We start from the raw sequence: 26,604 nt of genomic DNA on the forward strand, positions 1-26,604 counted from the left end.
CCGGGCATGCAAGTCTATCTCCGGCAGGCGGCCGTCATGGCCGCATCGCCTATGCAGTCTGGCGAGGGCACGGCGACACCGCCTGCCCGCGCGGATTGTTGTGCCGGAGCCGCCGGCTGAGCGGGACTGCCCGGAGCAACCATCTGCGAGCTCTGTTGCGGCGCATCCGGCAGCGGCACGCGCGGCCCGACGGGCGGCGCCTGCTGCACGACCGGCTGCGGTGCCACGGCGGGCTGTGGCCGCGTGACGACGGCACGGCGCACGGTGGCGCGGTTGACAGCCTGCGGCGCCGGTTCATAACCGAGCGGCATCGACATCTGGCGATAGCCGCCCTCATCCGGATAGATCGGCGTGCCGGTCTGACCGAGCGTCGGGTCGGCGCCGCGAACGTCGCCGTAGGGGTTCCAGATTTCGCCGTTCAGCGTGCCGGTGATCGTGTAGCCATACATGACGGCGAGCAGCTGGCGCTCGCTGGCGCGGGCATCGCAAAGCCGGAGCTTCACCTGGATCATGCCGAAATTGCGGGTCTGCGTATGCGCGGCGCGGCTGGAGCGGATTTGCTGCCAGCCATAGATGCAGGTATCGCCACCGCGGCTGCGGCCGGAAGCGTAGGAGAACGGGCCGTAGCTGTTCTGCAGGAAGGTCGTGTTGCGCGCCATGGCAACGCCGGGCACGGAAGCGAAGGCTTCGCGCGACATGCCGGTTTCGCTGAACATCCTGTAGCCGGCGCTTCCGGTATCCGGATTGGAGCCGCTGGCGCCCAGGAACTGCACCTTCATGAAATTCTGGCCGGGAACCGAGGACGACGTGAAGAGCGACAGCGTCTGCTCGACGCCATTGCCGCGCTTGGTCTCGACGACGCTGACGATCGACGGCCCGCCGGGCGGCGGCATGACCAGCGCCTTTTCGCTGGCAATGGCTTCCGGGCCGGACGGCTGCTTGACGCTGCCGCTCGTTGTACTGCAGCCGGCCATTACGCCCGCCACCGCAACGATCGATATCAGATTCAGCAAACGCATTCAGGGAGCCGCCGTTATCGTCTTTCCTGTTCCCCAAAACGGGAAAATTCGCCCAGCGGTTTCTCGAATCAACAAGCCGCCAGCATTCAGGATGGAATAAACGCCGCTTATGGTTAATCACTTATTAACGGGATACGCAGAGATCGCGGGCAAAAGGTCTCAGCAGCGACCATCGGGAAAGGCTAAGCCGCGGATGCGCCATCCGTTTTAGTAAGGACTCAATTACTATCATTGCGCTTGCCGGTTGAAATGCGCCCCTGCCGCTCGCACATTGACATATGGCAGGAGGAAGAGTGGAGGAGTGAATGAACGCGGTGACAGAACGCGGGATACACGATCCGGTCGCGCCCGAAGAGGTCGATGTGCTTCAGGCCGTCTTCGATACGGTGGCGGCCGAGCGCCAGCTTCACAAGCAGAGTGTGGAGGCGCTGGATGTCGCCCGCAGTGTCATTCGCTTCTATTTCGACGGCATCCAGGACTACGATACGCTGCTCGCGATGATGCGCGTAGAGCTTGCCGCCCGCTGAGATCGGGCGGCTGATTTGGGAACAACGAACTTTCCGCCACGTTTCCATGACGGCTGGGTAGGAAAAGGAGTTTATCCCATGCGCAAGATCATGCTGGCCACGGCCGCCGCACTGCTGACGGTTAGCTCTGCTGCCTTCGCGCAGAGCACCGTAATCGTCACCGATCCGGCTCCCACCGGTGCGATCGTCCTTCCGGGCGAAGTCCGCACCTATGTGATGGAGCAGCAGACGCCTTCGGTCGTCTATGATGGCGATGTGGTCGTCGGCACGACACTGCCCGATACCGTCGAAGTCCATACCGTCCCCAATATGGATGGCTATGCCTATACCGTGGTCAATGACCGCCGTGTGATCGTGGAACCGCAGACGCACCGCGTCATCCAGGTTCTCGAGTAGACCGGCGTGTGTCACAAGACCGCGGAGAGAAAGGGGCGAGACCTGGAGGTCCCGCCCCTTTCCTCGTTCATGAGGACACTGTTTCCACGACCTTCCGCTCGCTCGACGGCGTTTCATCACTCGCCAAACTGGCCAAGTGATCGGCAAGCCTCAGCGCCAGAGCGATGGCCGGCAGCGTCGGATTGGCCTGTCCACCCGTCGGAAAGACACTGCTGCCGGCGACATAGAGATTGCCGACATCGTGCACCCGACAATCGGCGTTCACCACGCCGCTGCCGGGATCATCCGACATGCGGGTCGAGCCGATCTGGTGGTAGCCGTCGAGTGCCTGATCCCTGACGGCATCGTGCCGCTCGTCACAGCGGTGGATGTAATCGAGATGACCGAGCTTCTCGCGCCGCAGCCACCGATCAATGATCTCGTGGGAGCGGACGATGGAATCGAAATCCTGCATGCCGAACCGCAGGTCTATTTCGAGACCGGCCGCTTTCCCCTCGACTTGCGTCCGTAGCCGGACGATGCTTTCGGCATTCGGCGCCTGCTCGGCGTGATAGCGCAGCAGATAGCGGCGGCGCGGATTGCGCACCGCGCCCGCCGCCCGCCGGAAGCGCCGCAGCAGCATGTCGAATAGCGTCCGCGCCGCACCCGGGATAACGGCGACATCGTTGCGGATGTTGCGCCAGTGGGCGCGGTAGAGGCGCTGCGGCGTGATCGACGTAGCAGGCGCCAGGCCACGGGCAATGCGCGGGTAGAGGCCGGTCAGCGCGAAGATCAGATAGACCAGCGACAGCGCGCCGCTGCCATGGCTGGGATCCGCGATCGAAAGGCTCTCCAGCCAATAGGCGGCATTGAGCAATCCGTTCGCCGCCTGCACCGGGGGATCGATCATCAGGCGCTGGCGAACGATATCGCCGCCGCTCGCCTTGCGAAACCAGAGCAGGTCCTCGGTCTCGACATTGTTGAATTCGATGACGCCGAGATAGCCGGTCAAATGTCCTGCATAGAAGCGTCCGAGCGGTCCTTCCCGTCCACCGAATTTCTCCGGATGCCTCTCCTGCGCGGCCAGCAAAAGCCGGGTGTTTTCGAGACCGCCTGCCGCGAGTGCGTAGCGGCCGGCCCGCAGGTCCCTCCGGCCCTCCGATGTCAGCAGTTCCAGCCCCTCGATATCTCCATCGCCGGAGACCATCATGGCGCTGACGCGCGCATTGGTGATCACCGTGATACCGGCGGCGGCGACCAGGCGCTCGCGATATCTGCCGCCGAGATCAGGCTCCGGCGCCCAATGCTCCAGCGAATCCATTCGCACGTCGCCTTCGACTCGCGACTTCATCACCGAAGCCCTGGGATCGCAGCCGAGAAAATTCAGGGCATCGGGATAGTAGGGTTGCAGCGCGTCAGCCGGGATCGGCCAGCCCGACATCGGGACGTGGCTGCGCCTTCCGAAATCCAGCGGATCGAGTGCCACGCAGCGGCCGCCCAAAGCCGCGACGTGCCGCCGATGCCACTTGCGACCGAGGCCGCGCTTTCGACGTGATGACCGTTGGTGAAATGGACGGGACCGGGTGCGATATCGCCACCACTGCCGTCAGCGGAACCTGCCTCGACAATCGCTACGGAAAGACCGCGTTCGGCGCAGCGGAAAGCCAGCGAAAGGCCGACCGGACCGGCACCGACGATGCATATGTCAGATGAAGGTAATGCCCGGGCAGCGCCGTCTATAATCATCCAGAATTCCCCGTGCCGGATGCCTTACGGGGAGTTAGCTAGAAGCAAGGGCCATTGAAACAAGGGCAAAAGCGACTTCAGTCAGCGTACCTGATCGAGCAGGCGCTTGCATTCCAGGAGGTCGTAGAGCGCTTCCTGGAGCAGCGCGCGGTCTTCCTTGCCGACGCTCGACTTGCCGATCGAGACCTCGCCCTGCTCATCCTCGCCAGCGACGAAATTGAAGAAGCGGCGGGTGATCGGCGCCTTGGCGCGGCCGACGAGCTGGTCTTCATCGGCCATGCTGACGCGGGGTTCGGAGGACGAAGAGCCGCCGCCATCCTTGGAACTCGCCGCCAGCGCCTCCACGCTTGCGAGATCGCCATGGGCGACGGAGACGACAAACTTGTTGCCGTTGGTCTTCAGGAGCTTCTGCACGCCCTTAATCGTGTAGCCGTGATCATAGAGCAGATGACGGATGCCCTTCAGCAGATCCACATCTTCAGGGCGATAATAACGGCGTCCGCCGCCACGCTTCATCGGCTTTATCTGCGGAAAACGAGTTTCCCAGAAGCGCAAGACGTGCTGCGGCAGATCAAGATCATCCGCAACTTCGCTGATGGTTCGAAAAGCATCAGGGCTCTTGTCCAACGTCCTACTCCCTACGCGACCTCGGTGGCGGTCCAATCCGCGACTCATCATATTTCAACGGTTTGAACCGCCGAATTCAAGTCACGTCTTCGGGTTCCCACAGTTCGCGGGCAATGACATCAATGATTTATCGATTAGGCAGAGCCGATGGAACGGGCTCAGGAGGCCGGATTTGCAGGCTTCTGCTTGACCTTGCGCAGCGTGTGAGCCTTGAGAATCCGGGTCTTCAGGACGTTCGACGCCTTGAAGGTCATGACGCGGCGCGGCGAGATCGGCACTTCTTCGCCGGTCTTCGGGTTGCGGCCGATACGCTCGTTCTTGTCGCGCACCTGGAAGGTCGCGAAGGAGGAGAGCTTGACCGTCTCTCCGCGGACGATGGCGTTGCAGATTTCGTCAATGACGGTTTCGACGAGTTCGGCGGACTCTGTTCGAGAGAGACCAACCTTCCGGAAAACTGATTCCGCCAGGTCTGCTCGCGTCACTGTCTTTCCGGTCATGGTTTCCCCGCCCAAGCTGCAAAATATCTTATGAAAGCGAGCAAAGACTATTTGTCTTGCGCCTTACGGTCAAGCTCTTGTTCGTCGTCAGTTTTTTGCGATTTGCAGCACTACCAGCGCAGCAGCACGGCGCCCCAGGTGAAGCCGCCGCCCATGGCCTCGAGCATGACGAGATCGCCCTTCTTGATGCGTCCGTCACCGGCTGCAACGGCAAGCGCCAGCGGAATGGAAGCCGCCGAGGTGTTGCCATGCAGATCGACGGTGATGACGACCTTTTCTGGGGCGATGTTCAGCTTCTTGGCCGAACCATCGATGATGCGTCGATTTGCCTGGTGGGGGACCAGCCAATCGAGATCGTCAGAGGTCGTGCCGGTGGCGTCGAATGCCGCCTGGATGACGTCGGTGATCATGCCGACCGCATATTTGAAGACTTCGCGGCCTTCCATGCGCAGCTTGCCGACGGTGCCGGTGCTCGACGGGCCGCCATCGACGAAGAGCTTGTCCTTGTGCGAGCCGTCGGAGCGCAGATGCGCGGTCAGAACGCCGCGATCCGAGGTCTTGCCCTCGCCTTCGGAGGCTTCGAGAACCAGCGCGCCGGCGCCATCGCCGAAGAGCACGCAGGTGGTGCGGTCGTTCCAGTCGAGAATGCGCGAGAAGGTCTCCGCGCCGATGACGAGAACGCGCTTGGCGAGGCCGCCGCGGATATAGGCGTCAGCCGTGGTGACGGCATAGACGAAGCCGGTGCAGACGGCCTGAACGTCGAAGGCGAAGCCATGGCTCATGCCGAGACGGTTCTGGATGTTGACCGCAGTTGCCGGGAATGTGTTGTCAGGCGTCGAGGTCGCACAGATGATCAGGTCGATATCGGCGGGCGTCAGGCCTGCATTGTCGAGTGCTGCGCGCGCGGCCTGCTCGCCGAGCGACGACGTCGTCTCGCCCTCGCCTGCGACATAGCGCTGGCGGATGCCGGTACGCTGGACGATCCACTCGTCCGACGTGTCAACGACATCTTCCATGTCGCGGTTGGTCATTACGCGTTTCGGAAGTGCGGCTCCGAACCCGCGAACCACTGAACGGATCATTCTTGCTAAACCCCGTCGCTCACGCAGCTTCCGGCCCGATGGGCGGCTGCCGCTTGGCATGATATTTCTTGAGATCGTTTTCTATTTTCTGATTGAGGCCATTCTTGGCCATGTCGTAACCGACTTCGATCGCGGCCGCGATACCTTCGGCATTGGCGCCGCCATGGCTCTTGATGACGATGCCGTTCAGGCCGAGGAACACGCCGCCATTGACCTTGCTCGGGTCCATCTTCTCGCGCAGCATGTCGAAAGCGCTTTTCGCCAGCAGATAGCCGATCTTGGCCATCAGCGTGCGCGACATCGCTGCACGTAGATAGGTGCCGATCTGCTTTGCCGTGCCTTCGGCGGCCTTCAGCGCGATATTACCGGAGAAACCTTCGGTGACGACGACGTCGACCGTGCCCTTGCCGATATCGTCGCCTTCGACGAAGCCGGAATATTCGAGCGAATCAAGATTGGCTTCGCGAAGCAGGCGGCCCGCTTCCTTGACCTCTTCCTGACCCTTGATCTCTTCGACGCCGACATTGAGCAGGCCGATGGTCGGGCGCTCGATTTCGAAAAGCGCGCGCGCCATGGCGCCGCCCATCAGGGCGAAATCCATCAGCTGCTGCGAATCCGCGCCGATCGTCGCGCCGATATCGAGAACGATGCTCTCGCCGCGCAGGGTCGGCCAGATGCCGGCGATCGCCGGGCGTTCGATATTGGCCATGGTGCGCAGACAGAATTTCGACATCGCCATCAGCGCGCCGGTATTGCCCGCCGACACCGCAACATCGGCATCGCCCGACTTCACGGCTTCGATGGTCCGCCACATGCTGGAGACGTAGCGGCCGCGGCGAAGCGCCTGGCTCGGCTTCTCGTCCATGCGCACGGCAACCTCGCAGTCATGGAAGACCGACTTGGCTGCGACCTTGGGGAACTTGGCGAGAACGGGCTCGCACTCTTCCTTCAACCCGTAGAAAACGAAGGAAATATCCGGATGCCGCTCCAACGCTTTGGCGGCACCTGGGATGACAACCTGGGGACCAAAGTCGCCGCCCATGAGGTCGAGAGAAATTCTGATCACGCGTCCCTGATCCTTCTTTTTCGCCGGGGGAGGCGAAATTTCGGCCAAAATACCGGTTTTCCCATCGCTTACAACTGAATTGTGTCAAATACCCAACGGGTATTCAGTCCTTCTTCCAGTCCTTGAGCGCAGCGAATGGCGACGGCTTCTTGTCGTTCTGGCCATCGTCCTCGATATGCCCGTTGAATTCGATGCCGGGCTTGCGCGGATAGGGATCGATCGCCATCGCGGCAAATTCGGTCACCACGGCGCCGGCATCGATGCTGTCGCCAGTGAAGGGTTCCGGCAGATCCGGACCATCGGGATCGAGCACCATCTCGCCGGCATCATTGGCCGGGCGGCGGGCAAGCTTGGAATTTTCCGGCACGAAGATCTGCTCGAAGGGCTCGTCGATATCCGAGATAACGGGCTCGAGCGTCACGACACAGGCCTGTACGATGCGGGCATGCACCCTGCCCTTGACGCGGATACCGTCCTTCTTCCAGCGGTTGACCTGCAGCTCGGCGCGCAGCTCATCGACGGAGAGAATGTTCCAGCTCTCGGCGAGCGCCTTACGCTCCTTCTCGTCGGCTTCGAGGCGCACCTCGACGGGATTGGCCGAGATATGGCCGACCTTTACCAGATAGGAAAAGGGAATGGCGTCGTCCTGATGTTTCATGTCTTCCTCCTCAGGCCGCGTCCGGCAGCGTCGCCGAGCCGGTCGCTATCTGATCTTCGGACTGCTCCGAGAGTGCCGCTTCGGCCTTGAACATCCAGGCGGCGAGCGCGCTCATGTCGGCCGGAGCTTCCGCCTTCGGGTGAATGTTGCGCGACAGCGCCGTGGAGAGTGCTTCGCTGTCACCGGCATCCATCGCCTTGGAATAGGCTTCGAGGCGGCCGTAGAACATGCCCGCCAGCTTCTTCATGCGCTTCGGCACGCTGTTGTCGCCGATGCCGAGCTCGCGGATCGAATAGTCGATATCCTGAAAGAAGGCGTCGACGATCTCCTGGGCGATCTCCTGGCCGCTGGTGCCGGAGGCCCGCGTGCGGCGGAAGAATAGGATCATCACCAGCGAAAGCATCTCGAAGCGGCCCATGACGGTGTCGGGCACATCCATGCTTTCGTAGAACTCGGGCGTGCGGGCGGCCGACGTCAGCGTCGAATACTGCCGCTCGACGATCGCCTGATTGTTGTTTTTCTTACGAAAGAGCCCGAAGATCATTGTTTTTTCCGGAAATGCCTCATTCTTCACGCGGAGTTGCGTGGGCCGTGTTGCATGAATTCGAAAGCTGGTTTACCGAAGCAGGCGCGAATTGCAATGCCGAAGGTGGCCACTTTCGGGACAGCGCCCTTTCAGGGCAGCGACGCGGCGAATTGGGAGAATTCGACCCCGGAAAGGCCACAAAGGTTTTGCATCAGCGGTGCTTCGCATGGTCAAAAGCCGCCTACCGATACTCAAGGGGAGTAGATGTCGTTGAAGAAACGGTATTTCAAGTCTGACGTAAAGTTCTTCAGCAGCGCGGCCATTGCCATCATGATTGCCTCAGCAGGACTGACCGGTTGCCAGACCGGCACCGTGCTGAACGGCGGCTATGTCGTCGATCAGGAATCGTTGAACCTCGTACCCGAAGGTTCGAGCCGCGAACAGGTTCTCCTGTCGCTCGGCACGCCCTCGACGACGGCGACCTTCGACAACGAAGTCTTCTATTACATCTCGCAGAAGCGCACGCGCTCGATCGCCTACCAAAAGCTCAGGGTGGTCGATCAGAGCGTTCTCGCCATCTATTTCGACAAGGACGGCGTCGTGGCACGCCGCGCCAACTACACGCTGCAGGACGGCAAGGTGTTCGACACGATCTCGCGCGTAACGCCGACCGGCGGCCGCGAGCTGACCTTCCTTCAGCAGGTTCTCCAGGGCGGCGCGGGCAGCGCGGCAAAGAGCCTGTTCGGTACGCCGCAGGGCAACCCGCAGAACCCGGCCAGCATCCAGTAAGCACTGGAACGCATCAGACAATAAAGAAACCCGCCGGAGCGATCCGGCGGGTTTCTTCGTTTCAGTCCTTCCCTTCCCTTACATGCCGGCGAGAACCGCGAGCAGCAGGAGAGCAACGATATTGGTGATCTTGATCGCCGGGTTGACGGCCGGACCGGCTGTATCCTTGTAGGGATCGCCGACGGTATCGCCGGTGACGGATGCCTTGTGGGCTTCCGAACCCTTCATGTGACGATTGCCGTCCTTGTCGACGAAGCCGTCTTCGAAGGACTTCTTGGCATTATCCCATGCGCCGCCGCCCGAGGTCATCGAGATGGCGACGAACAGGCCGTTGATGATCACGCCGAGCAGCGAGGCGCCGAGGGCGGCGAAGGCCGAGGCCTTTGAGCCCGAGATCAGCAGCACGCCGAAATAGACGACGATCGGCGCCAGCACCGGCAGCAGCGACGGGATGATCATCTCGCGGATCGCCGCCTTGGTCAGAAGGTCGACGGCGCGGCCGTAATCCGGCTTCTCGGTTCCCTGCATGATGCCCGGCTTCTCGCGGAACTGCTTGCGCACTTCCTCGACGATCGCGCCGGCCGCACGGCCGACGGCGGTCATGGCGATGCCGCCGAAGAGATAGGGGATCAGGCCGCCGAACAGCAGGCCGGCGACGACATAGGGGTTCGACAGATCGAAGGAGATCGTGCCGATGCCCGCAAAGTACGGATACTGGTCGCCGTGAGCCGCGAAATACTGCAGGTCGTTCGAATAGGCGGCGAAGAGAACCAGCGCGCCGAGACCGGCGGAACCGATCGCGTAGCCCTTGGTGACGGCCTTCGTCGTGTTGCCGACGGCATCGAGCGCGTCGGTCGACTTGCGCACTTCCGGCGGCAGGTGGGACATTTCGGCGATACCGCCGGCATTGTCCGTAACCGGCCCGAAGGCATCGAGCGCGACGATCATGCCGGCAAGGCCGAGCATCGCGGTCACCGCAATACCGGTGCCGAACAGGCCGCCGAGCTGGAAGGTAGCGAGAATACCGCCGACGATGACGACCGCCGGCAGCGCCGTCGATTCCAGCGAGACCGCGAGGCCCTGGATGACGTTGGTGCCGTGACCGGTGACCGATGCCTGGGCGATCGAGACGACCGGGCGCTTGCCTGTGCCGGTATAGTATTCGGTGATGACGACGATCAGCGCCGTGACGACGAGGCCGACAAGACCGCAGATGAAGAGGTTCGTGCCGGTAATGTCATGCCCGGCGACCATACCCAACGAGCCCCAGCCGACGGTCAGCGAAGTTGCTGCACCAAGGCCGATGATCGACAGCAGACCGGTGACGATGAGGCCCTTGTAGAGGGCGCCCATGATCGAGCCGTTCGAGCCGAGCTTGACGAAGAAGGTACCGATGATCGAGGTGATGATGCAGACGCCGCAGATCGCCAGCGGATAGATCATCGCCGACTGCAGGATCGGCGCACCGGCAAAGAAGATCGCCGCGAGAACCATGGTGGCGACAACCGAGACCGCATAGGTTTCGAAAAGGTCGGCCGCCATGCCTGCGCAGTCGCCGACATTGTCGCCGACGTTATCGGCGATGGTTGCCGGGTTGCGCGGATCGTCTTCCGGAATACCGGCTTCCACCTTGCCGACGAGGTCGCCGCCGACGTCTGCGCCCTTGGTGAAGATACCGCCGCCGAGACGGGCGAAGATCGAGATCAGCGAGGCGCCGAAGCCGAGTGCGACCAGCGCATCGATGACTTCGCGCGAGCCGGTGTCATGACCGAGCACGCCGGTCAGGATGTAATAGTAGATAGAGACGCCGAGCAGCGCCAGACCGGCAACGAGCATGCCGGTGATGGCGCCCGACTTGAAGGCGATGTCGAGACCTGCCGAGAGGCTGTGGGAAGCAGCCTGGGCCGTGCGCACATTGGCGCGGACCGAAACGTGCATGCCGATGAAACCGGCGGCACCGGAGAGTACGGCGCCGATCAGGAAACCGATCGCGGCCGTGCCGGAGAGAAGCAGCCATGCTGCAATGAAAACAACGATGCCGACAATGGCAATGGTCTTGTACTGACGCGTGAGGTAGGCCTGCGCGCCCTCGCGGATATAGCCCGCGATCTCCTGCATGCGGCTATTGCCCTGATCGGCGGCCAGCACCGAACGGGTTGCCCAGATGGCATAGACCACCGAGAGCAGACCGCATGCGATTACGCATAAAAGAATGGTCATTTCGCTCTTTCCTCCAAAAGTGCCGGAACACTCCTCCGCCCGGCCACGCAAGCAGCCGAATCGTCTTCTCTCCTCAGAAACGCTCTAGCTTTGCGTGCGGAGATTGCTTGGTGGAAAACACGACGTCAAGACCGCAAGGGCCTAGAACCCTTGCAGCACAATGGATTGAGCGATTTGGTCCGATGGAGGACGGAGGAAGCTTACTTCCTGGTGTCGCCGCGTACCTGCTTGGCAATGCGATCGAGAACGGCATTGACCAGCTTCGGCTCGTCGTCTTCGAAGAAGGCCTGGGCGATTTCCATATATTCCGTGACGATGACGGCGACGGGAACGTCCTTGCGATCGGTCAGTTCGAAGACACCGGCGCGCAGGATGGCGCGGACCGTGCTGTCGAGACGCGACAGCGCCCAGTCGTCCTGCAGGGCAGAGGCGATCAGCGGATCGAGGCGGCGCTGTTCGCGCACCACGCCCGATACGATCGAGCGGAACCAGGACGGATCGGCCTTCAGATAGGTCTCGCCGTCAATTTCCTGGCCGAGGCGATGGGCCTCATATTCGGCGACGATTTCCAGCACGCCGGTGCCGCCGATATCCATCTGATAGAGCGCCTGTACGGCAGCGAGACGCGCAGCACCCCGCTGATTGGCCGACTTTACCTGGCGCTCCGGAGTTTCGTTGGTCATTCAAGCCCACCCAGTTTCTTCTTCAGCTCGATCATCGTGAGAGCTGCACGGGCAGCAAAGCCGCCCTTGTCCTTGTCGGAGCGGCGGGCGCGGGCCCAAGCCTGCTCGTCATTTTCGACCGTCAGGATGCCGTTGCCGATGGCAAGGGACTCGCTGACCGCCAGATCCATTATTGCACGCGAGGATTCGTTGGAGACGATATCGAAATGATAGGTCTCGCCGCGAATGACCATGCCGAGGGCGACAAATCCGTCATACAGCACGCCGCCATTGTCTGCCCCGTCGAGCGCCATGGCAATGGCCGGCGGAATTTCGAGCGCACCGGGAACGGTGACGACGTCGAACGTGGCACCGGCTTCCTTCAGCGCGTGGGTCGCGCCCTCGAGAAGGGCGTCAGCCATGTCATCGTAGAAGCGTGCTTCGACGATCAAAATATGGGGAGCATCATCCCGGGCCATGGTTCACCTTCGGTTTTAGAGAGTTCAGCCGTGCAGCAGGCCGCGGTCAAAACACGCCTACGCACGAATGGCAAGCAAATTCCGATCATGGCTGAAATGCAAATCCTGAAATCACTGCAAGCATATAGCGGCAGGTTATGCTGCACTGCATCAAGGACGGCCTCCGGCCGCCTCGATCATGGCGAAAAGAAGGCAGCAAACGTGAAGAATAATTAACGCGATTTCAGTGACTTAGCCCATTGAAGGGAGAGGTTTTGCGCCCCAATTCCTTTCTCGTAACGCAGACGATCCCCTGCACGACAGCCGACCGTCAGAGCAGATGAAAGGACACTACCATGAACCGCGTTGCTAAGATTGCCATCGTTTCCGCTTTCTCCTCTCTCGCCTTCGTCGGCGTCAGCCGTGCGGAAAACCTGAGTATGAACTCCGCCTCCGGGATCGAGCACACCTTGCGTACGTTCCAGGGCAACGACTTCGCCGTCCAGCAATATCAGGACTGGCGCAATATCGACAGCATGGACCAGTTCGGCCCGCGCTCTGCCCCGGTACGCGACGCCCAGGAAGTCCATCAAATCCAGGCCTCGATCGACGCCAACAAGAGCCTTACCCGCAAGCTCGCGGATCAGGGCGTCAGCGTCAGCAATGTCATCAACGCCGAACAGGCGGCGGATGGCAGCATCACGATCTATACCGATTAACAGCAGACGGGCGGCGCGTTCCTCACGCGCCGCCCGTCCATTTATCCTGCCCCTACTCTTGAAAATTGCATGCGAATGATGGTCTGTTGCGCCCTCAAAGGGAGACGAGACATGCCATCAGAAACAACCAAGCCGGTGATTGACCCCACCACGCTCGCACTCGAGCACTGGACGCAGGGCACGCTTTACGAAGGCACCGACATTTCTTTCGGCAAGCTTCTCGGCCTTTCCAATCTCGGCGTCAGCTATAACGAAGTGCCTCCGGGCAAGTCGGGCTGTCCGTTCCACAATCACCATGTCGAAGACGAGCTGTTCATCGTGCTTTCGGGCAGCGGCGAATACCGCTTCGGCGCCGAGCGGCATGCGATCTCCAAGGGATCGGTCCTCGGCGCGCCGGCAGGAGGCCCCGAAACCGCGCATCAGATCCTCAACACGGGGAGCGAGCCGCTGATCTATATCGGCGTCTCGACGATGTCGCCGACGGAGATCGTCGAATATCCCGATTCCGGTAAGTTCCTGGCGAAGACCCGCAAGGATGGCGGCTATCCGAGCTTCCGGGTCATCGGCCGCTCGGACGAGAGCCTCGACTACTGGCACAACGAACCCGGCGCATAAGACAGAAAGCGATTTTCAATGCTGAATATTCCGACGATCGAGACGGAGCGCCTGATCCTGCGCCCGCACCGGAAAACCGATTTCGAGGCCTACGTCACCTTCTGGGCTGATGAAGACGTGGTGCGCCATATCACCGGCGTTCCGAGCACGCGCGAACAGACCTGGGCGCGGCTGCTGCGCGCCACCGGCATGTGGCACCATATGGGCTTCGGCTTTCTCGCCATCGAGGAAAAGGAAACCGGCCGCTTCGTCGGCGAATGCGGCTTTCTCGAAACCCGCCGCGAAATGACGCCGTCGATCGAGGGGACGCTGGAAACCGGCTGGGCGCTCTCGCCGCACTTCCATGGCCGCGGCTATGCGAGCGAGGCGCTGCAGGCGATGATCGGCTGGGCCGAGCAACGCTTTCCCGACATGGAGATGACCTGCATCATCTCGCCGGAAAACGCGCCGTCGATCCGCCTTGCGGGAAAGCTCGGCTTCCGCGAGGTCACCCACACCGATTACAACGGTGAGATCATTCTGTTTTCGCGGCAGGGAACTCGGCAAGCCTAGCGGCGTAGCGGGCCATGGTGTCGACTTCGAAATTGACGAAGTCGCCTGCCTTGCGCTCGCCCCAGGTCGTGACCTCGAGCGTGTGGCGGATCAGCAGCACGTCGAAATCCGCGCCGTCAACGGCGTTGACCGTCAGCGACGTGCCATCGAGAGCGACCGAGCCCTTCGGCGCCACGAATTTTGCCAGATGTTCCGGTGCGCGCAGGCGATAGCGCGTTGCGTCGCCTTCGGCCGTCACGGAGAGGATTTCCGCCTTGCCGTCGACATGGCCGGAGACGATATGGCCGCCGAGCTCGTCGCCGATCTTCAGCGAGCGCTCGAGATTGATGCGGCTTCCGGCCTTCCAGCCGGCGATCGTCGTCAGCCGCAGCGCCTCTTCCCAGGCTTCGACCTCGAACCAGCGGCCGTTGCTGCCTTCGTCCGGCAGGCCGGTGACCGTCAGGCAGACGCCGGCATGCGAGATCGAGGCGCCCATATCGATGGTCGCCGGATCATAGCTCGTCGCAACGCGCAGCTTGACGCCCTCGTTCATCGGGGAAACGGATTCGATCGTGCCCATATCAGTGACAATGCCGGTGAACATCAAAGCTCTCTTTCGTATTCGTCCATCCGGTCGGAGCCGAATGAAAATGTGCCCCTGTGGGCGAAACCGGATGGCATATCGGTCTTCGTGACCGGCGATTCAATACCATCGGCGCCGATCACCACATCGCCCTGATAGAGCTGGATGCGATCGACGAGACCGGTATCGAGGAAGAGTTTCGCGGTCCGGGCACCGCCTTCGACGATCAACGAGGAAATGCCGCGCGATGCCAACGCCGGGAGCAGGACTTCCGGGTGATAGGGATTGCAGTAGAGGACTTCGACGCCGAGGGCCTCGAGGGCGGTGCGACGGGAGTCGAGATCATCTTCGGTGCTGGTGGGTGGGTTACCCCCTCTGCCCTGCCGGGCATCTCCCCCACAGGGGGGAGATTGGCTGGGAGCCACCGCTCGCTTTAACATCCATTGCTTGGGGAGGTGCCGTCCGCGGGTCGATCTCCCCCTTGTGGGGGAGATGCCCGGCAGGGCAGAGGGGGGTGAACCCTCGACGACGGCCAGATCCGACACCTCTTCCCGCGCCACAACGATCACCGGCACCTGCCGAGCCGTCCGCGCAAGCTTCCCCGTCACCGGCAGCGACAATGCCGGATCGAGCACGATCCGCACCGGCGAGCGATCCTCCTGCCTCGCAATCCGCACCGTCAGTTCCGGATCATCGGCAATCGCCGTACCGATACCAACGAGAATGGCATCCGACTGTGCGCGCAACTTCTGCACCTCGGCGCGCGCGGCGGGCCCGGTGATCGCCACCTGCCCATCGCCCCGGCGGCCGATCATGCCGTCGGCGGAAACTGCAAGTTTGAGAGTCACATAGGGCCGCTTCTTCGTCTGCCGGGTGAGATAGGCGGCGAGCGAGCGCCTGCCCTCATCCTCCAGCACGCCGATATCGACCTTGATGCCGGCATCGCGCAGCATGCCGATGCCGCGGCCGGAGACCCGCTCATCGGGATCGGTGACGCTGATGACGACGCGGGCGACGCCGGAGGCGATCAGCGCGTTGGCGCAGGGCGGCGTCTTGCCGAAATGCGAACAAGGCTCGAGCGTCACATAGGCGGTGGCGCCCTCTGCCCTCTCCCCGGCCTCGGCCAGCGCCTGCGGCTCGGCATGCGGACGGCCGCCGACAGCCGTCGTGCCGCGGCCGACGATCTCGCCGTCCTTGACGACGACGCAGCCGACGGAGGGGTTGGTGGAGGTTTGCCCAAGATGCAAAAGGCCGAGGCTTATAGCCTCGGCCATGTAACGTTCATCGTCTGATGTTGATGTCATCGCTCAACTGTCCAGAGTATCGCGGCCGATCTTGGCGTTGATCTCGGAAATGACCTTCTCGAAATCTTCGGCATGCGAAAAATCGCGATAAACCGAGGCGTAGCGGACGAAGCCGACGTCATCCAGGCTCTTCAGCGCTTCGAGAACCTGAAGACCGATGGCCTCCGAACCGATCTCGACCTCACCGGAGCTTTCCAGACGCCTGACGATGCCGGAGACGGCGCGTTCGATGCGGTCGCGATCGACCGGGCGCTTGCGCAGCGCGATCTCGAAGGAGCGCACGAGCTTGTCACGGTCGAAAGGCACCTTGCGGCCGGTCTTCTTGACGACCATCAGCTCGCGCAGCTGCACGCGCTCGAAGGTCGTGAAGCGGCCGCCGCAATCGGGACAGATACGCCTGCGGCGGATGGACGTGTTGTCCTCCGCCGGGCGTGAATCCTTGACCTGTGTGTCTTCCGATCCGCAGAATGGGCAGCGCATGCGCTATCCTTAGCCGATGTAGTCGTACATTGGGAAGCGGTTGGTGAGGTTCACCACCTTGTCCCGTACGGCGCCTTCGACAGCGGCATTGCCTTCGTCGGAATTGGCAGCCTTCAGGCCGTCGAGAACCTCGACGATCAGGTTGCCGATTTCCTTGAACTCGGCTTCCTTGAAGCCGCGCGTCGTGCCAGCAGGCGCGCCGAGGCGGACGCCCGAGGTGACGAACGGCTTTTCAGGGTCGAACGGAATGCCGTTCTTGTTGCAGGTGATGTAGGCACGGCCAAGCGCTGCTTCGGCGCGCTTGCCGGTGGCGTTCTTCTTGCGAAGGTCGACGAGCATCAGGTGGTTGTCGGTGCCGCCGGAGACGACGTCGAGGCCGCCTGCGATCAGGGTTTCGGCAAGCGCCTTGGCGTTCTTGACGATCTGGGCCGCGTAATCCTTGAATTCCGGCTGCAGCGCTTCCTTGAAGGCAACGGCCTTGGCAGCGATGATGTGCATCAGCGGACCGCCCTGGAGACCCGGGAAGACGGCCGAATTGAACTTCTTCGCCAGATCTTCCTCGTTCGTCAGGATGACGCCGCCGCGCGGGCCGCGGAGCGACTTGTGGGTCGTGGTCGTGGCAACATGGCAGTGCGGGAACGGCGACGGATGCTGGCCACCGGCAACGAGACCGGCGATATGGGCCATGTCGACCATCAGGTAGGCGCCGACTTCATCGGCGATCTCGCGGAAGCGCTTCCAGTCCCAGATACGGGAGTAAGCGGTGCCGCCGGCGATGATCAGCTTCGGCTTGTGGGTGCGCGCCTTCTCGGCAACGTCGTCCATATCGAGCAGGTTGTCGCCTTCGCGAACGCCGTAGGAAACGACGTTGAACCACTTGCCGGACATGTTGACCGGCGAACCGTGCGTCAGGTGACCGCCCGAGTTCAGGTCGAGACCCATGAAGGTATCGCCCGGCTGCAGGAGCGCCAGGAACACGGCCTGGTTCATCTGCGAACCGGAGTTCGGCTGGACGTTGGCGAAGTTGACGCCGAAGAGCTTCTTGGCACGCTCGATCGCCAGTTCCTCGGCGATATCGACATACTGGCAGCCGCCGTAATAGCGCTTGCCCGGGTAACCCTCGGCATACTTGTTGGTCATGATGGAGCCCTGGGCTTCCAGCACCGCGCGGGAAACGATGTTTTCCGAGGCGATGAGTTCGATCTCGTGCCGCTGGCGGCCGAGCTCCTTTTCGATCGCGCCGAAGATCTCCGGATCGGTATCGGCAAGATTGCGATTGAAGAAGGTCTGAGTGGAAGCATTGGTCATGGCGGGCTCCTCAACTGGAATGGCCGCAGCTTTAGCCTTCCGTTTGCGCCAGAGCAATACGAAGAACGACATTTGCTGGGCAATCTACGCGCGGGGTGACCTCCCTCCCTCATTCCTGTGACGAGCACAGGAATGAGGGAGGAAAGGTCTTGCCAAACAAAAAAGGCCGCGCAATCCGCGCGGCCTTTCCAAACTCAAGGAGAACCAGCCCCTACTGAACCGGCTGTTCCGTCGTCGCCGTCGTATCCAGCGCCAGTTCGGCATTGCCGTCCATCTGGTAGATGTCGTCGCGGAACTGGACGATGCCGTCGGGCATGCCCCAGGCGGAGATGTAGACGAAATAGACCGGCACTTCTTCGGCGAGCTTGATCGGCGTGTTGACGCGGCTGGCGATGACCTGTTCCATCTGCTGGCGCGGCCAGCCGGGGGTCTCGCCGAGCAGCCAGGTCGTCAGGTCGCGGACGTTCTGGACGCGCACGCAGCCCGAGGATTCGAAGCGCATGAGCTTGTTGAACAGGCCCTGCTGCGGCGTGTCGTGCATGTACTCGCCGTTCTTGTTGTAGAAGTTGATCTTCGTCGACGCCATGGCGTTGATCTTGCCCGGGTCCTGGCGGAAGGTCAGGTTCGGTGCCTTTTCGGCATTCCAGTCGATGGTTTCAGGCGCGACTTCGCTGCCCTTGCCGTCGATCAGGCGAATGTTGTTGCGCGTCAGGTAGGTCGGGTCCTTGCGCATCAGCGGCACGATGTCCTTTTCGACGATCGAGCGCGGAGCCGTCCAGTATGGATTGAGGATGACTTCGTAGATCTTCGAATTGACAAGGTGCGTCGGGCGGCTCAGACGGCCGACGATCGCGTTATGGCGGGTCGCGACGCTGCCATCCTGAACGGCTTCTACGTAAGCGGCCGGAATGTTGACCATGACGTGACGGCGGCCGAGATCTTCGGGGAAGGTCTGCAGGCGGATCAGGTTGGTGTTCAGCTGCTGCAGGCGCACATCGACCGGGATGTTCATCGCCTTCAGCGTGAATTCGCCGATGACGCCATCGGACGGAAGGCCGTGGCGGGCCTGGAAGCGCTTGACAGCACCGTCGACATAGGAGTCGAACGAGGACGACATGCCGGCTTCCTGCGGAAGATCGCCGGTGGCGAAGAGACGCTGGCGCAGCGCCTGGACCGACTGATCGGTGACGCCGAGCTGCAGGCGCTGATCGGCCGGCGGATTGACGGTCGGCCAGCCGCCGGCAGATGCGATCTGCTGGTACTGGGCGATCGCCTGCTGCATGCTGGAAACGGACTGCGGTCCGAGGATCGGGGTATTGGAAACGATGGCGTTTGCGGTGCGCGATGCGGCCTTGGCATCGAACTGATCGTCCCAGTCGCCGCGTTGAGGCGCATTGATCAGCGCATCGACGGCCGTCTGCGCCAATGCCGGGGCGGCCAGTGCGCTGACACCGAACGTTGCCGCGGAGGCAAGAAATGCGCGGCGCGAGAGAGCTTCAATTCCGTTTTTCTTCGACATAGTCCCAACCACTGAATGCCGCAGCTCTGAGAGGAAAACCGCGGGCTTTGCGAGTCACTGCGCGATAACGCAGACCACTATCATTCCGTTCTGCGGCGCATCACCGATTTTCCGCGTCCAGCCATCACAAGATTGCGAGCCGGAAGCGTGAATGCGTGAACTGCTGTTCGAGGGCGCCGTCTGCTGTGCATTTCCGCTGCCATACCAATATGGCCAATTCGTGTCGCCTGCCCTTCCGGGCACCTACCAGCGGTAGGAGACGGCACGCATCAAACCATAGCAATCCGTAAACGGTGCTGGTTAATAACGGCTAAAAAACGGCCTGAATACAGGCGATTACGCTTGGCAGGCATGCGTTGCAAAGATGACACGCTGGCGGCGAACGCGCAAAACCGGACGCGCAGGGAACGCATCCGGTTTTCTTCGACCTTGGAGGAGGTCTTGTGCCTTAGAGGCGGTACATGATGCTGTCGTTCCAGAAGCGGTCGAGGCGCTGCAGGAGCTTGTTCATCTGGGTGAACTCGTCGGTGCCGATGCCGCCGACCTTGTCGATCGAGGTGATGTGGCGTTCGTAGAGCTTGGCGACCGTCTCGGCGATCTCGGTGCCGGTTTCCGTCAGGCTGATGCGGACGGAGCGGCGGTCGATGCGCGAGCGCTGGTGGTTGATGAAGCCGAGGTCGACGAGCTTCTTGACGTTGTAGGAAACGTTGGAGCCCAGGTAGTAACCGCGGGAGCGGAGCTCGCCGGCGGTCAGTTCCGAGTTGCCGATATTGAAGAGCAGGAGCGCCTGGATGGCGTTGACGTCGCTGCGGCCCTGACGGTCGAATTCGTCCTTGATGACGTCGAGCAGACGGCGGTGCAGACGTTCAACAAGATGAAGGGATTCCATGTAAAGATCACGGATGTCCTGATCCTGCTGGTCACGGAAGTTCGATACCGCCTGCGGCTTGATTTTCGTGTTCATGATGACTGCCTCACTGTTTGTTTGGCGGTGTTGGTTTTCTTCCCGCCTTGAGACAGACCCTATCGAATACAAATAAAATTCTACTTAAACTGCAGGCTTAACAGCACCTTACCGAAAACCTCCCGTTGTATCAGGGTAAATCAACGCTTACCTGACGCCGCTGGCGGCGCCGCTCGAACCAGAGCGCGACGCGGAATGCGAGGTACATCACGGCCACCAGAACATGGGTGATGACGATCAGATGGTTGGAGCCGAAAGTCTCCGGCAGGAAGCCGTGCATCAGCACCTGCAGGCCGGCTGCAAGCACCCAGACGACCGGTCCCCAGGAGACCGTGAGCCATAGCCCCAGCGAGGCGACGGGGAAGACGACGGCGAGCGTCGTGGCCGCCACTTTCCAGGGAAGGCTGAGCAGATCGAAGCGGCCGGCGCCGAACAGCGAGTAGCCGACCAGCATGCCCCAATATTGCAGGCCGAACCAGAAACAGGTGATCGCCACCAGCCTCAGGAAGAGGATGAACATCAGGTCGGTCAGCGTGCGCTTCGGCAGGGCCGGAGAATCATTTTCCATGGGGCGGACTTTATGTTTGCCTTCTGCACTTCGCCAGACGGGATGAGGCGGCGCGGCCAATCGTCCGGTTTGGTTTTCGAAGATGGCATGATAATGAGCGCGCCAGCAAATGGAATGGCCAGGGACAAGACAATGCAGGACAAGACCCACCTCGTCGACGACATTACCGGACACCGCCGCATGCGCCGCAACCGCAAGGCCGACTGGACGCGCCGCCTGGTGCAGGAAAACCGGCTGACGGTGGATGACCTGATCTGGCCCGTCTTCGTCGTGCCCGGCAGCGGCATCGTCGATCCGATCCCGGCCATGCCCGGCGTCGTCAGGATGAGCGTCGACAAGCTCGTCGAAGCCGCCAAAGAGGCCGCCGATCTCGGCGTGCCCGCCATCGCCACCTTCCCGAATATCGAGATGGAGCTGCGCGACGAGACGGGTTCTAACAGCCTCGAGGCCAACAACCTGATCAATCAGGCGACGATGGCGCTGAAGAAGCATGTGCCCACTATCGGCGTGATCACCGACGTGGCGCTCGACCCCTTCACCAGCCACGGGCATGACGGGATCCTGCGCGGCGGCGAGATCGTCAATGACGAGACCGTCGAGCAGGTGGCGCGCGCCGCCGTCATGCAGGCCGATGCCGGTTCCGATATCATCTCGCCTTCGGAAATGATGGATGGCCGCATCGGCGCCATCCGCCGGGCGCTCGATGCGAGCGGCCACCAGAATGTCGGCATCATGAGCTATGCGACGAAATTCGCTTCGGCCTTCTACGGCCCCTACCGCGAGGCGATCTCGACCGGCGGCCTGCTGAAGGGCGACAAGAAGACCTATTATATCGACCCGGCCAACGGCACCGAGGCGATCCGCGATGCGGCACTCGACGTCGAGGAAGGAGCCGACATGCTGATGGTCAAGCCGGGCCTGCCCTATCTCGACATCTGCTGGCGGATGAAGGAGGCTTTCGGCCTGCCGACCTTCGCCTATCAGGTTTCCGGCGAATATTCGCAGATCAAGGCGGCGGCGGCAAACGGCTGGATCGATGGCGAGCGCGCGATGATGGAAACGCTGCTCGCCTTCAAGCGCGCCGGCTGCGACGGCATCCTGACCTATTTCGCGATCGAGGTCGCCCGGGCGCTCGCCAAACGCTGAAAATGGCGCATCATTGCATCTCCGGCCGCCGACACCATATCAGTGGCATCGTTTCACAAAGGAGACCCTAGATGAGCCTGAACCCCAACCCCGTCTATGCCGCACCGGAAGACTGGCGCGCCTATAGCGGGACGCTCAGCCGGCGGGTATTTGCGTTCATCCTGGATTACATCATCGTACTGCTGCTGTGCATTCCGGCAGCGGTGGTGCTGTTCTTCCTGTCGATCGTCACGCTCGGCCTCGGCTTTTTCCTCTATCCGGCGCTCTTCGTGCTGGTGGCGGGCATTTATTTTGGCCTCACGGTCGGCGGTCCGGCGCAGGCCTCGCTCGGCATGCGCGCCATGGGCATCCAGATGATGCGCGTCGACGGACGCCCGCTCGATTTCCTGACGGCGATCGTTCACCTGGCGTTGTTCTGGATCCTGAACTCGGTGCTGACGCCGTTGATTCTTCTGGTCGGCCTGTTTACCGAGCGCAGCCGCCTGATCCACGACTTCCTGGTCGGCACGGTCACGGTCCGCACCGCCTGACCGCGGAAATAAAGTCCCCGGCTGGCCTTTGCGGGCCGGTTCGGGGCGCCATATCAAAAAGCTACGACAAAATGATAGCGCGGAGAACCCGGCCGCGCTGTTGACGTTTTTTATTCTTAAGTCATGCTGTCAAGATTGACGGTCACCGAAGGAACCATCCGCGTCAGATGAATACGCAGTCAACGCCATCCCCTCAGTTTTATCTGACGGCACCGGCTGCATGCCCGTATCTGCCGCAGGAGATGGAGCGCAAGGTTTTTACCCATCTCGTCGGCCCCCGCGCCGCCGAAATGAACGATATCCTGACGCAGGGCGGTTTTCGCCGCTCGCAGAACATCGCCTACCGTCCTGCCTGCGAAGCCTGCCGCGCCTGCGTTTCCGTGCGCATCCTGGCACAGGAATTCCAGCCTACGAAATCGATGAAGCGGGTGCTGGCCAATAACAGCGACCTGATCGCCACCGAATTTCCGGCCCAGCCTTCGAGCGAGCAATATTCTCTGTTTCGCCGCTATCTCGACTACCGCCACCAGCAGGGCGGCATGTCCGACATGACGGTGCTCGACTATGCGATCATGGTCGAGGACACCCACGTCAATACCCGAATCATCGAATACCGCCGGCGCGAGGAAGGCTCCGGCCTCGAAACCCGGCCGCGCGGCGAGCTTGTCGCAGCAGCGCTGACCGATACGATGAGCGACGGTCTCTCCATGGTCTATTCCTATTTCAATCCGGAATATGAGCGACGCTCGCTTGGCACCTTCATGATCCTCGACCATGTGAAGCGCACCAAGGCGCTCGGCCTTCCCCATGTCTATCTCGGCTACTGGGTGCAGGGATCGCGGAAGATGGACTACAAGACCCGCTACCAGCCACAGGAGCATCTGACGCCACGCGGCTGGGAGCGTTTCGATCCATCGGTGTTGGAAGAGAGTGGCGGGGAGTAAGGCGGCCTGCCCTGCGTGAGCAGCGCGGCACTGCATAACGACAACGCCGCGCCAGCTTTGGCGAAAAGCTAGCTCGCCAGCCGATCGACTTGGTCGACCTCCCGCTCCAACCCTTCCATCACATGCGCCCAGCCCTGGCGGGTCTTTTCCTCGTGAGCGGACCATTCGGAGCACATTTCATGCGTCAGCGTCAGACGGCAGCCGCTGCCGAGCGGTTCGAGGTCGATCTGGACGCGGTCGGTGCAGTGGTCGTGATCTTCGACGGAAAAGCTGAAGACCATGCGTTTCGGGCGGTGAAGGTCGAGGAAGATGCCGCTGTGGCAGGCATCGCCGGTCGGGCGGCGGTCGACGACGAGGAAGCGTCCGCCGACATGGGCGTCGATTTCGGCGCGGATGACATGGCCGTCATCGGTGGCGAAGAGGAAGCGCTTGGCGATCGCAGGATTCAGCCATGCGTCATAGACGACGGATGGCGGCGCCTTGTAGCTATGCGTAACGGTGAGTTTGATCTTTTCGGCGGCAGACATTGATTTTTTTCCTCCGTGTTTTGGGCTCAGAGCACACCGCAAGGCATTGCCTTGCGGGGCCATTCCGTCCGCCTTTCGGAATGGAGCCGTTCCCAGTTTTTGGTGACAGGACTGAGATAGAGGAAGCGAGCCGCCCGCCAAGGGCGGATCGCCAAATTGTTACCGATGTCAGCCGGCGAACTTGCCGCTGCGCGGGAAGCCCTTCGGAACGGTGCGTCCGGCCGTTGCGCGGTCGGCCAGCCATTCGGCGAGCTCGTCCTTGTTCTTGTTGAACATACGGCCTGCGCTGTCTTCCCATGACAGGCCCGCATCGATCGCGAAGCAGCGGACGTCGGAGATGCCGCCATCCTTGTAGCGCTGCAGGCGAACGCCCTTGCCGCGGGCCATTTCCGGCACCTGCGCCAGCGGGAAGACCACCATCTTGCGATTCTCGCCGACGACGGCGACGTGATCGCCGCTGACCGGAACGATCAGCTTGGTCTCGTCAGGCATGGAGACGTTCATGATCTGCTTGCCCTTGCGGGTGTTGGCAGCCATCTCGCTTTCCGCCACGACGAAGCCGTTGCCGGCCGTCGAAACGATCAGCTGCTTGCGCTGGGGATCGTGAACGAAGGCGGTGAGCACGTCCTGATCGTTGTCCATGTCGATCATGATGCGCAGCGGCTCGCCATGGCCGCGCCCGCCAGGCAGCTTGTCGCCGCCGAGGGTGAAGGCCTTGCCGCCGGTGGTGACGATCAGGATCTTGTCCGTGGTCTGGGCCGGGAATGCCACCTTGAGCGCATCGCCCTCCTTGAAGGTCAGCGATGCCGTGTCGGAGATGTGCCCCTTCAGCGCGCGGATCCAGCCCTTTTCGGAGACGACGACGGTGATCGGTTCCTTCTCGATCATCGCCTGCTGGATCGCCTCTTCGTCGGCTTCCGGCGCATCGGCAAACTGGGTGCGGCGGCGGCCGAGTTCGGTCGCCTTGGCGAATTTCTTCTTCACTTCGCCGATTTCCCAGGCAACCGTCTGCCACTGCTTCTCGTCGGAAGCGAGCAGCGCCTCGATGCCGGCCTTCTCGGCGGTCAGTTCGTCGAATTCCTTGCGGATTTCGAATTCTTCGAGCTTGCGCAGCGAGCGCAGGCGCATGTTGAGGATGGCTTCGACCTGGATTTCGGTCAGATCCCAGCGGGCGACCATCACCGGCTTCGGCTCGTCTTCCTCGCGGATGATGCGGATGACTTCGTCGATATTCAGATAAGCGATCAACAGACCGCCGAGAATTTCGAGACGCCTTTCGATCGCGGCAAGGCGGAAGCGCGAGCGACGCTGCAGCACGTCGCGGCGGTGGTCGAGCCATTCCTTGAGAACCTCGTTCAGCGCCATGACGCGCGGAATGCGGCCCATGGAGAGAACGTTCATGTTCAGCGGGAAGCGGCTTTCGAGCTCGGTGAGCTTGAACATCGATTCCATCAGGATCGTCGGATCGACGGTGCGGTTCTTCGGCACCAGAACGATGCGGACGTCCTCGGCGGATTCATCGCGCACGTCTTCGAGCAGCGGCAGCTTGCGGGCAAGCAGCAGCTCGGCGATCTTTTCGATCAGGCGCGATTTCTGCACCTGGAACGGAATTTCGGTGACGATGATCTGGTAGCCGCCGCGGCCAAGATCTTCGGTCTCCCACTTGGCGCGGGTGCGGAAGCCGCCGCGGCCGGTCTTGTAGGCCTCGACGATGCTGGCGCGGCTGTCGATGATGATACCGCCGGTCGGGAAATCCGGGCCGGGAATGAAGGATTCGACCAGCGTCTCGACCGTCGCGTCCGGATGCTTGATGAGATGCAGGGCCGCATCGCAGAGTTCGTGGACGTTGTGCGACGGGATGGAGGTCGCCATGCCGACGGCGATACCCGAGGAGCCGTTTGCCAGAAGATTCGGGAAGGAGCCCGGCAGAACCACCGGCTCCTCGTCTTCCTCGTTATAGGTCGGGCGGAAATCGACGGCGTCCTGCTCGATACCATCGAGCAGGAGCGCGGTGACTTCGGTCATGCGGGCTTCGGTGTAACGATAGGCGGCGGCGTTGTCGCCGTCGATATTGCCGAAGTTCCCCTGCCCGTCGACCAGCGGATAACGCTGCGAGAAATCCTGCGCCAGACGCACCAGCGCATCATAGACCGACTGGTCGCCATGCGGGTGGAATTTACCGATGACGTCACCGACGATACGGGCGCATTTCTTGAAGGCCGCATTCGGCCGGATGCCCATCTCGCTCATCGCGTGGATGATGCGGCGGTGAACCGGCTTCAGGCCGTCGCGCACGTCAGGAAGGGCGCGGTGCATGATGGTCGACAGTGCATATGCCAAGTAACGCTCTTCGAGCGCAGCCTTGAGGTCGACCGGAAGGATGCTGTCGTCGTCTCCGCCAGAGGGCGGCAAAATCTCTTGTCCCATAGGCCTTGACTAGCCTAGAAGGCTCTCCACGGCAAGGAATCGGGAGGCTTGCGCCTGTGGATGACGTACCAGAATGACATCATGTGGCCATCAAGCATCGGCACGTCATTTGGACTTCGTTTTCTTTGCCTATCAACTAAAATTTAGAGTTCGCATCAATATAACGCGCGTCAACTTCGCAATAGAC

General features: G+C 61.7%; 28 protein-coding genes and 1 pseudogene. 9 read left to right on the plus strand and 20 right to left on the minus strand.

Annotated features, from left to right (window positions below; genetic code table 11):
* Positions 1-14: 14 nt before the first annotated feature.
* Entirely contained in the window at positions 15-1,019 is a 1,005-nt protein-coding gene (gene bcsN / locus F2982_RS02410) for a cellulose biosynthesis protein BcsN (protein ID WP_203429127.1), read from the minus strand.
* A 305-nt stretch (positions 1,020-1,324) separates the two neighbouring features.
* Between bcsN and F2982_RS02415 the strand changes: the two genes are divergently transcribed.
* Positions 1,325-1,546: a hypothetical protein gene (locus tag F2982_RS02415; RefSeq protein ID WP_112718744.1), complete on the plus strand. Its 222-nt coding sequence runs from the start codon at positions 1,325-1,327 to the stop codon at positions 1,544-1,546.
* 78 nt (positions 1,547-1,624) lie between these two features.
* Positions 1,625-1,942: a DUF1236 domain-containing protein gene (locus F2982_RS02420; RefSeq protein WP_112718745.1), complete on the plus strand. Its 318-nt coding sequence runs from the start codon at positions 1,625-1,627 to the stop codon at positions 1,940-1,942.
* Positions 1,943-2,009: 67 nt separating this feature from the next.
* Here F2982_RS02420 and F2982_RS02425 read toward each other — a convergent pair whose 3' ends face one another.
* From F2982_RS02425 to F2982_RS02460, 7 genes and pseudogenes are all read right to left on the minus strand, one after another.
* The gene (locus F2982_RS02425) at positions 2,010-3,407 is read right to left on the minus strand and encodes a GMC oxidoreductase (protein WP_246777496.1); all 1,398 of its coding nucleotides are present in this window, start codon (positions 3,405-3,407) and stop codon (positions 2,010-2,012) included.
* Positions 3,408-3,748: 341 nt separating this feature from the next.
* Positions 3,749-4,342 carry a MerR family transcriptional regulator gene (locus F2982_RS02435; protein WP_112718747.1) on the minus strand — a complete coding sequence of 198 codons (594 nt, stop codon included), beginning with the start codon at positions 4,340-4,342 and terminating at the stop codon, positions 3,749-3,751.
* A 110-nt stretch (positions 4,343-4,452) separates the two neighbouring features.
* A complete protein-coding gene (locus F2982_RS02440) occupies positions 4,453-4,791 on the minus strand; it encodes an integration host factor subunit alpha (RefSeq protein ID WP_112718748.1) in 339 nt (112 codons plus the stop codon).
* 110 nt (positions 4,792-4,901) lie between these two features.
* Entirely contained in the window at positions 4,902-5,873 is a 972-nt protein-coding gene (locus F2982_RS02445; protein ID WP_112718749.1) for a beta-ketoacyl-ACP synthase III, read from the minus strand.
* Positions 5,874-5,892: 19 nt separating this feature from the next.
* Positions 5,893-6,939: a phosphate acyltransferase PlsX gene (gene plsX / locus F2982_RS02450; RefSeq protein ID WP_112718828.1), complete on the minus strand. Its 1,047-nt coding sequence runs from the start codon at positions 6,937-6,939 to the stop codon at positions 5,893-5,895.
* 103 nt (positions 6,940-7,042) lie between these two features.
* On the minus strand, positions 7,043-7,597 hold the full coding sequence (locus tag F2982_RS02455) for a DUF177 domain-containing protein (protein WP_112718750.1): 555 nt from the start codon (positions 7,595-7,597) through the stop codon (positions 7,043-7,045).
* Between the two features lie 10 nt (positions 7,598-7,607).
* A pseudogene (locus F2982_RS02460) lies at positions 7,608-8,197 on the minus strand (ubiquinol-cytochrome C chaperone family protein).
* Between the two features lie 190 nt (positions 8,198-8,387).
* On the opposite strand from F2982_RS02460, the gene F2982_RS02465 reads away from it, so the two are divergent.
* On the plus strand, positions 8,388-8,912 hold the full coding sequence (locus F2982_RS02465; RefSeq protein ID WP_112718752.1) for an outer membrane protein assembly factor BamE: 525 nt from the start codon (positions 8,388-8,390) through the stop codon (positions 8,910-8,912).
* 78 nt (positions 8,913-8,990) lie between these two features.
* Here the strand turns inward: F2982_RS02465 and F2982_RS02470 are convergent, their stop codons facing one another.
* The 3 genes from F2982_RS02470 to ribH form a co-directional block, all read right to left on the minus strand.
* On the minus strand, positions 8,991-11,132 hold the full coding sequence (locus tag F2982_RS02470; protein ID WP_199628792.1) for a sodium-translocating pyrophosphatase: 2,142 nt from the start codon (positions 11,130-11,132) through the stop codon (positions 8,991-8,993).
* Between the two features lie 200 nt (positions 11,133-11,332).
* Entirely contained in the window at positions 11,333-11,815 is a 483-nt protein-coding gene (nusB, locus tag F2982_RS02475) for a transcription antitermination factor NusB (protein WP_112718754.1), read from the minus strand.
* The gene (gene ribH, locus F2982_RS02480; protein ID WP_130282710.1) at positions 11,812-12,273 is read right to left on the minus strand and encodes a 6,7-dimethyl-8-ribityllumazine synthase; all 462 of its coding nucleotides are present in this window, start codon (positions 12,271-12,273) and stop codon (positions 11,812-11,814) included. The genes nusB and ribH overlap by 4 nt, the downstream gene beginning before the upstream one ends.
* 335 nt (positions 12,274-12,608) lie before the next feature.
* Between ribH and F2982_RS02485 the strand changes: the two genes are divergently transcribed.
* The 3 genes from F2982_RS02485 to F2982_RS02495 all read left to right on the plus strand — a co-directional run bounded on the left by F2982_RS02485 (position 12,609) and on the right by F2982_RS02495 (position 14,138).
* A complete protein-coding gene (locus F2982_RS02485) occupies positions 12,609-12,971 on the plus strand; it encodes a hypothetical protein (RefSeq protein WP_112718756.1) in 363 nt (120 codons plus the stop codon).
* A 111-nt stretch (positions 12,972-13,082) separates the two neighbouring features.
* The gene (locus tag F2982_RS02490) at positions 13,083-13,586 is read left to right on the plus strand and encodes a cupin domain-containing protein (RefSeq protein WP_203429130.1); all 504 of its coding nucleotides are present in this window, start codon (positions 13,083-13,085) and stop codon (positions 13,584-13,586) included.
* An 18-nt stretch (positions 13,587-13,604) separates the two neighbouring features.
* On the plus strand, positions 13,605-14,138 hold the full coding sequence (locus tag F2982_RS02495; protein ID WP_203429131.1) for a GNAT family N-acetyltransferase: 534 nt from the start codon (positions 13,605-13,607) through the stop codon (positions 14,136-14,138).
* Here the strand turns inward: F2982_RS02495 and F2982_RS02500 are convergent.
* The 7 genes from F2982_RS02500 to F2982_RS02530 all read right to left on the minus strand — a co-directional run bounded on the left by F2982_RS02500 (position 14,101) and on the right by F2982_RS02530 (position 20,843).
* Positions 14,101-14,721, minus strand: a complete 621-nt coding sequence (locus tag F2982_RS02500) for a riboflavin synthase (protein WP_203429132.1) — start codon at positions 14,719-14,721, stop codon at positions 14,101-14,103. The two genes, F2982_RS02495 and F2982_RS02500, sit on opposite strands and share 38 nt — an antisense overlap.
* Positions 14,721-16,004, minus strand: coding sequence for a bifunctional diaminohydroxyphosphoribosylaminopyrimidine deaminase/5-amino-6-(5-phosphoribosylamino)uracil reductase RibD (gene ribD, locus F2982_RS02505; protein WP_203429133.1), 1,284 nt, complete (start codon positions 16,002-16,004; stop codon positions 14,721-14,723). The genes F2982_RS02500 and ribD overlap by 1 nt, the downstream gene beginning before the upstream one ends.
* 3 nt (positions 16,005-16,007) lie before the next feature.
* Positions 16,008-16,484, minus strand: a complete 477-nt coding sequence (gene nrdR / locus F2982_RS02510) for a transcriptional regulator NrdR (RefSeq protein ID WP_112718761.1) — start codon at positions 16,482-16,484, stop codon at positions 16,008-16,010.
* Between the two features lie 9 nt (positions 16,485-16,493).
* Positions 16,494-17,792: a serine hydroxymethyltransferase gene (gene glyA / locus F2982_RS02515; RefSeq protein WP_112718762.1), complete on the minus strand. Its 1,299-nt coding sequence runs from the start codon at positions 17,790-17,792 to the stop codon at positions 16,494-16,496.
* A 211-nt stretch (positions 17,793-18,003) separates the two neighbouring features.
* Complete coding sequence (locus F2982_RS02520; protein WP_112718764.1) at positions 18,004-19,311, minus strand: L,D-transpeptidase family protein; 1,308 nt, start codon at positions 19,309-19,311, stop codon at positions 18,004-18,006.
* A 448-nt stretch (positions 19,312-19,759) separates the two neighbouring features.
* Complete coding sequence (locus tag F2982_RS02525) at positions 19,760-20,275, minus strand: MarR family winged helix-turn-helix transcriptional regulator (RefSeq protein WP_112389587.1); 516 nt, start codon at positions 20,273-20,275, stop codon at positions 19,760-19,762.
* A gap of 130 nt (positions 20,276-20,405) precedes the next feature.
* The gene (locus F2982_RS02530) at positions 20,406-20,843 is read right to left on the minus strand and encodes a DUF6163 family protein (RefSeq protein WP_199628799.1); all 438 of its coding nucleotides are present in this window, start codon (positions 20,841-20,843) and stop codon (positions 20,406-20,408) included.
* A 132-nt stretch (positions 20,844-20,975) separates the two neighbouring features.
* Here F2982_RS02530 and hemB point away from each other — a divergent pair, with 132 nt between their 5' ends.
* The 3 genes from hemB (at position 20,976) to F2982_RS02545 (ending at position 23,463) form a co-directional block, all read left to right on the plus strand.
* Positions 20,976-21,989 (plus strand): porphobilinogen synthase, encoded by a 1,014-nt coding sequence (gene hemB, locus F2982_RS02535; protein WP_203429134.1) that lies wholly within the window; start codon positions 20,976-20,978, stop codon positions 21,987-21,989.
* 71 nt (positions 21,990-22,060) lie between these two features.
* Complete coding sequence (locus tag F2982_RS02540) at positions 22,061-22,519, plus strand: RDD family protein (RefSeq protein WP_199628801.1); 459 nt, start codon at positions 22,061-22,063, stop codon at positions 22,517-22,519.
* Between the two features lie 167 nt (positions 22,520-22,686).
* Complete coding sequence (locus tag F2982_RS02545; RefSeq protein ID WP_203429135.1) at positions 22,687-23,463, plus strand: arginyltransferase; 777 nt, start codon at positions 22,687-22,689, stop codon at positions 23,461-23,463.
* A 68-nt stretch (positions 23,464-23,531) separates the two neighbouring features.
* On the opposite strand, the gene F2982_RS02550 is transcribed toward F2982_RS02545, so the two are convergent.
* Together F2982_RS02550 and parC are read right to left on the minus strand one after the other, a co-directional pair.
* Positions 23,532-23,990, minus strand: a complete 459-nt coding sequence (locus F2982_RS02550) for an SRPBCC domain-containing protein (RefSeq protein ID WP_112718770.1) — start codon at positions 23,988-23,990, stop codon at positions 23,532-23,534.
* 168 nt (positions 23,991-24,158) lie between these two features.
* Entirely contained in the window at positions 24,159-26,417 is a 2,259-nt protein-coding gene (gene parC / locus F2982_RS02555; RefSeq protein WP_203429136.1) for a DNA topoisomerase IV subunit A, read from the minus strand.
* Positions 26,418-26,604 lie beyond the last annotated feature (187 nt).

It is taken from the genome of Rhizobium sp. BG4 (assembly GCF_016864575.1).
Taxonomy (GTDB): domain Bacteria; phylum Pseudomonadota; class Alphaproteobacteria; order Rhizobiales; family Rhizobiaceae; genus Rhizobium.

Bases quoted from the DNA above. Each gene is read 5' to 3' on its own strand.
- bcsN (WP_203429127.1), bottom strand. From the start codon at position 1,019: ATGCGTTTGCTGAATCTGATATCGATCGTTGCGGTGGCGGGCGTAATG.
- F2982_RS02415 (WP_112718744.1), top strand. From the start codon at position 1,325: ATGAACGCGGTGACAGAACGCGGGATACACGATCCGGTCGCGCCCGAA.
- F2982_RS02420 (WP_112718745.1), top strand. From the start codon at position 1,625: ATGCGCAAGATCATGCTGGCCACGGCCGCCGCACTGCTGACGGTTAGC.
- F2982_RS02435 (WP_112718747.1), bottom strand. From the start codon at position 4,342: ATGAGTCGCGGATTGGACCGCCACCGAGGTCGCGTAGGGAGTAGGACG.
- F2982_RS02440 (WP_112718748.1), bottom strand. From the start codon at position 4,791: ATGACCGGAAAGACAGTGACGCGAGCAGACCTGGCGGAATCAGTTTTC.
- F2982_RS02445 (WP_112718749.1), bottom strand. From the start codon at position 5,873: ATGATCCGTTCAGTGGTTCGCGGGTTCGGAGCCGCACTTCCGAAACGC.
- F2982_RS02455 (WP_112718750.1), bottom strand. From the start codon at position 7,597: ATGAAACATCAGGACGACGCCATTCCCTTTTCCTATCTGGTAAAGGTC.
- F2982_RS02465 (WP_112718752.1), top strand. From the start codon at position 8,388: ATGTCGTTGAAGAAACGGTATTTCAAGTCTGACGTAAAGTTCTTCAGC.
- F2982_RS02470 (WP_199628792.1), bottom strand. From the start codon at position 11,132: ATGACCATTCTTTTATGCGTAATCGCATGCGGTCTGCTCTCGGTGGTC.
- nusB (WP_112718754.1), bottom strand. From the start codon at position 11,815: ATGACCAACGAAACTCCGGAGCGCCAGGTAAAGTCGGCCAATCAGCGG.
- ribH (WP_130282710.1), bottom strand. From the start codon at position 12,273: ATGGCCCGGGATGATGCTCCCCATATTTTGATCGTCGAAGCACGCTTC.
- F2982_RS02485 (WP_112718756.1), top strand. From the start codon at position 12,609: ATGAACCGCGTTGCTAAGATTGCCATCGTTTCCGCTTTCTCCTCTCTC.
- F2982_RS02490 (WP_203429130.1), top strand. From the start codon at position 13,083: ATGCCATCAGAAACAACCAAGCCGGTGATTGACCCCACCACGCTCGCA.
- F2982_RS02495 (WP_203429131.1), top strand. From the start codon at position 13,605: ATGCTGAATATTCCGACGATCGAGACGGAGCGCCTGATCCTGCGCCCG.
- F2982_RS02500 (WP_203429132.1), bottom strand. From the start codon at position 14,721: ATGTTCACCGGCATTGTCACTGATATGGGCACGATCGAATCCGTTTCC.
- ribD (WP_203429133.1), bottom strand. From the start codon at position 16,004: ATGACATCAACATCAGACGATGAACGTTACATGGCCGAGGCTATAAGC.
- nrdR (WP_112718761.1), bottom strand. From the start codon at position 16,484: ATGCGCTGCCCATTCTGCGGATCGGAAGACACACAGGTCAAGGATTCA.
- glyA (WP_112718762.1), bottom strand. From the start codon at position 17,792: ATGACCAATGCTTCCACTCAGACCTTCTTCAATCGCAATCTTGCCGAT.
- F2982_RS02520 (WP_112718764.1), bottom strand. From the start codon at position 19,311: ATGTCGAAGAAAAACGGAATTGAAGCTCTCTCGCGCCGCGCATTTCTT.
- F2982_RS02525 (WP_112389587.1), bottom strand. From the start codon at position 20,275: ATGAACACGAAAATCAAGCCGCAGGCGGTATCGAACTTCCGTGACCAG.
- F2982_RS02530 (WP_199628799.1), bottom strand. From the start codon at position 20,843: ATGGAAAATGATTCTCCGGCCCTGCCGAAGCGCACGCTGACCGACCTG.
- hemB (WP_203429134.1), top strand. From the start codon at position 20,976: ATGCAGGACAAGACCCACCTCGTCGACGACATTACCGGACACCGCCGC.
- F2982_RS02540 (WP_199628801.1), top strand. From the start codon at position 22,061: ATGAGCCTGAACCCCAACCCCGTCTATGCCGCACCGGAAGACTGGCGC.
- F2982_RS02545 (WP_203429135.1), top strand. From the start codon at position 22,687: ATGAATACGCAGTCAACGCCATCCCCTCAGTTTTATCTGACGGCACCG.
- F2982_RS02550 (WP_112718770.1), bottom strand. From the start codon at position 23,990: ATGTCTGCCGCCGAAAAGATCAAACTCACCGTTACGCATAGCTACAAG.
- parC (WP_203429136.1), bottom strand. From the start codon at position 26,417: ATGGGACAAGAGATTTTGCCGCCCTCTGGCGGAGACGACGACAGCATC.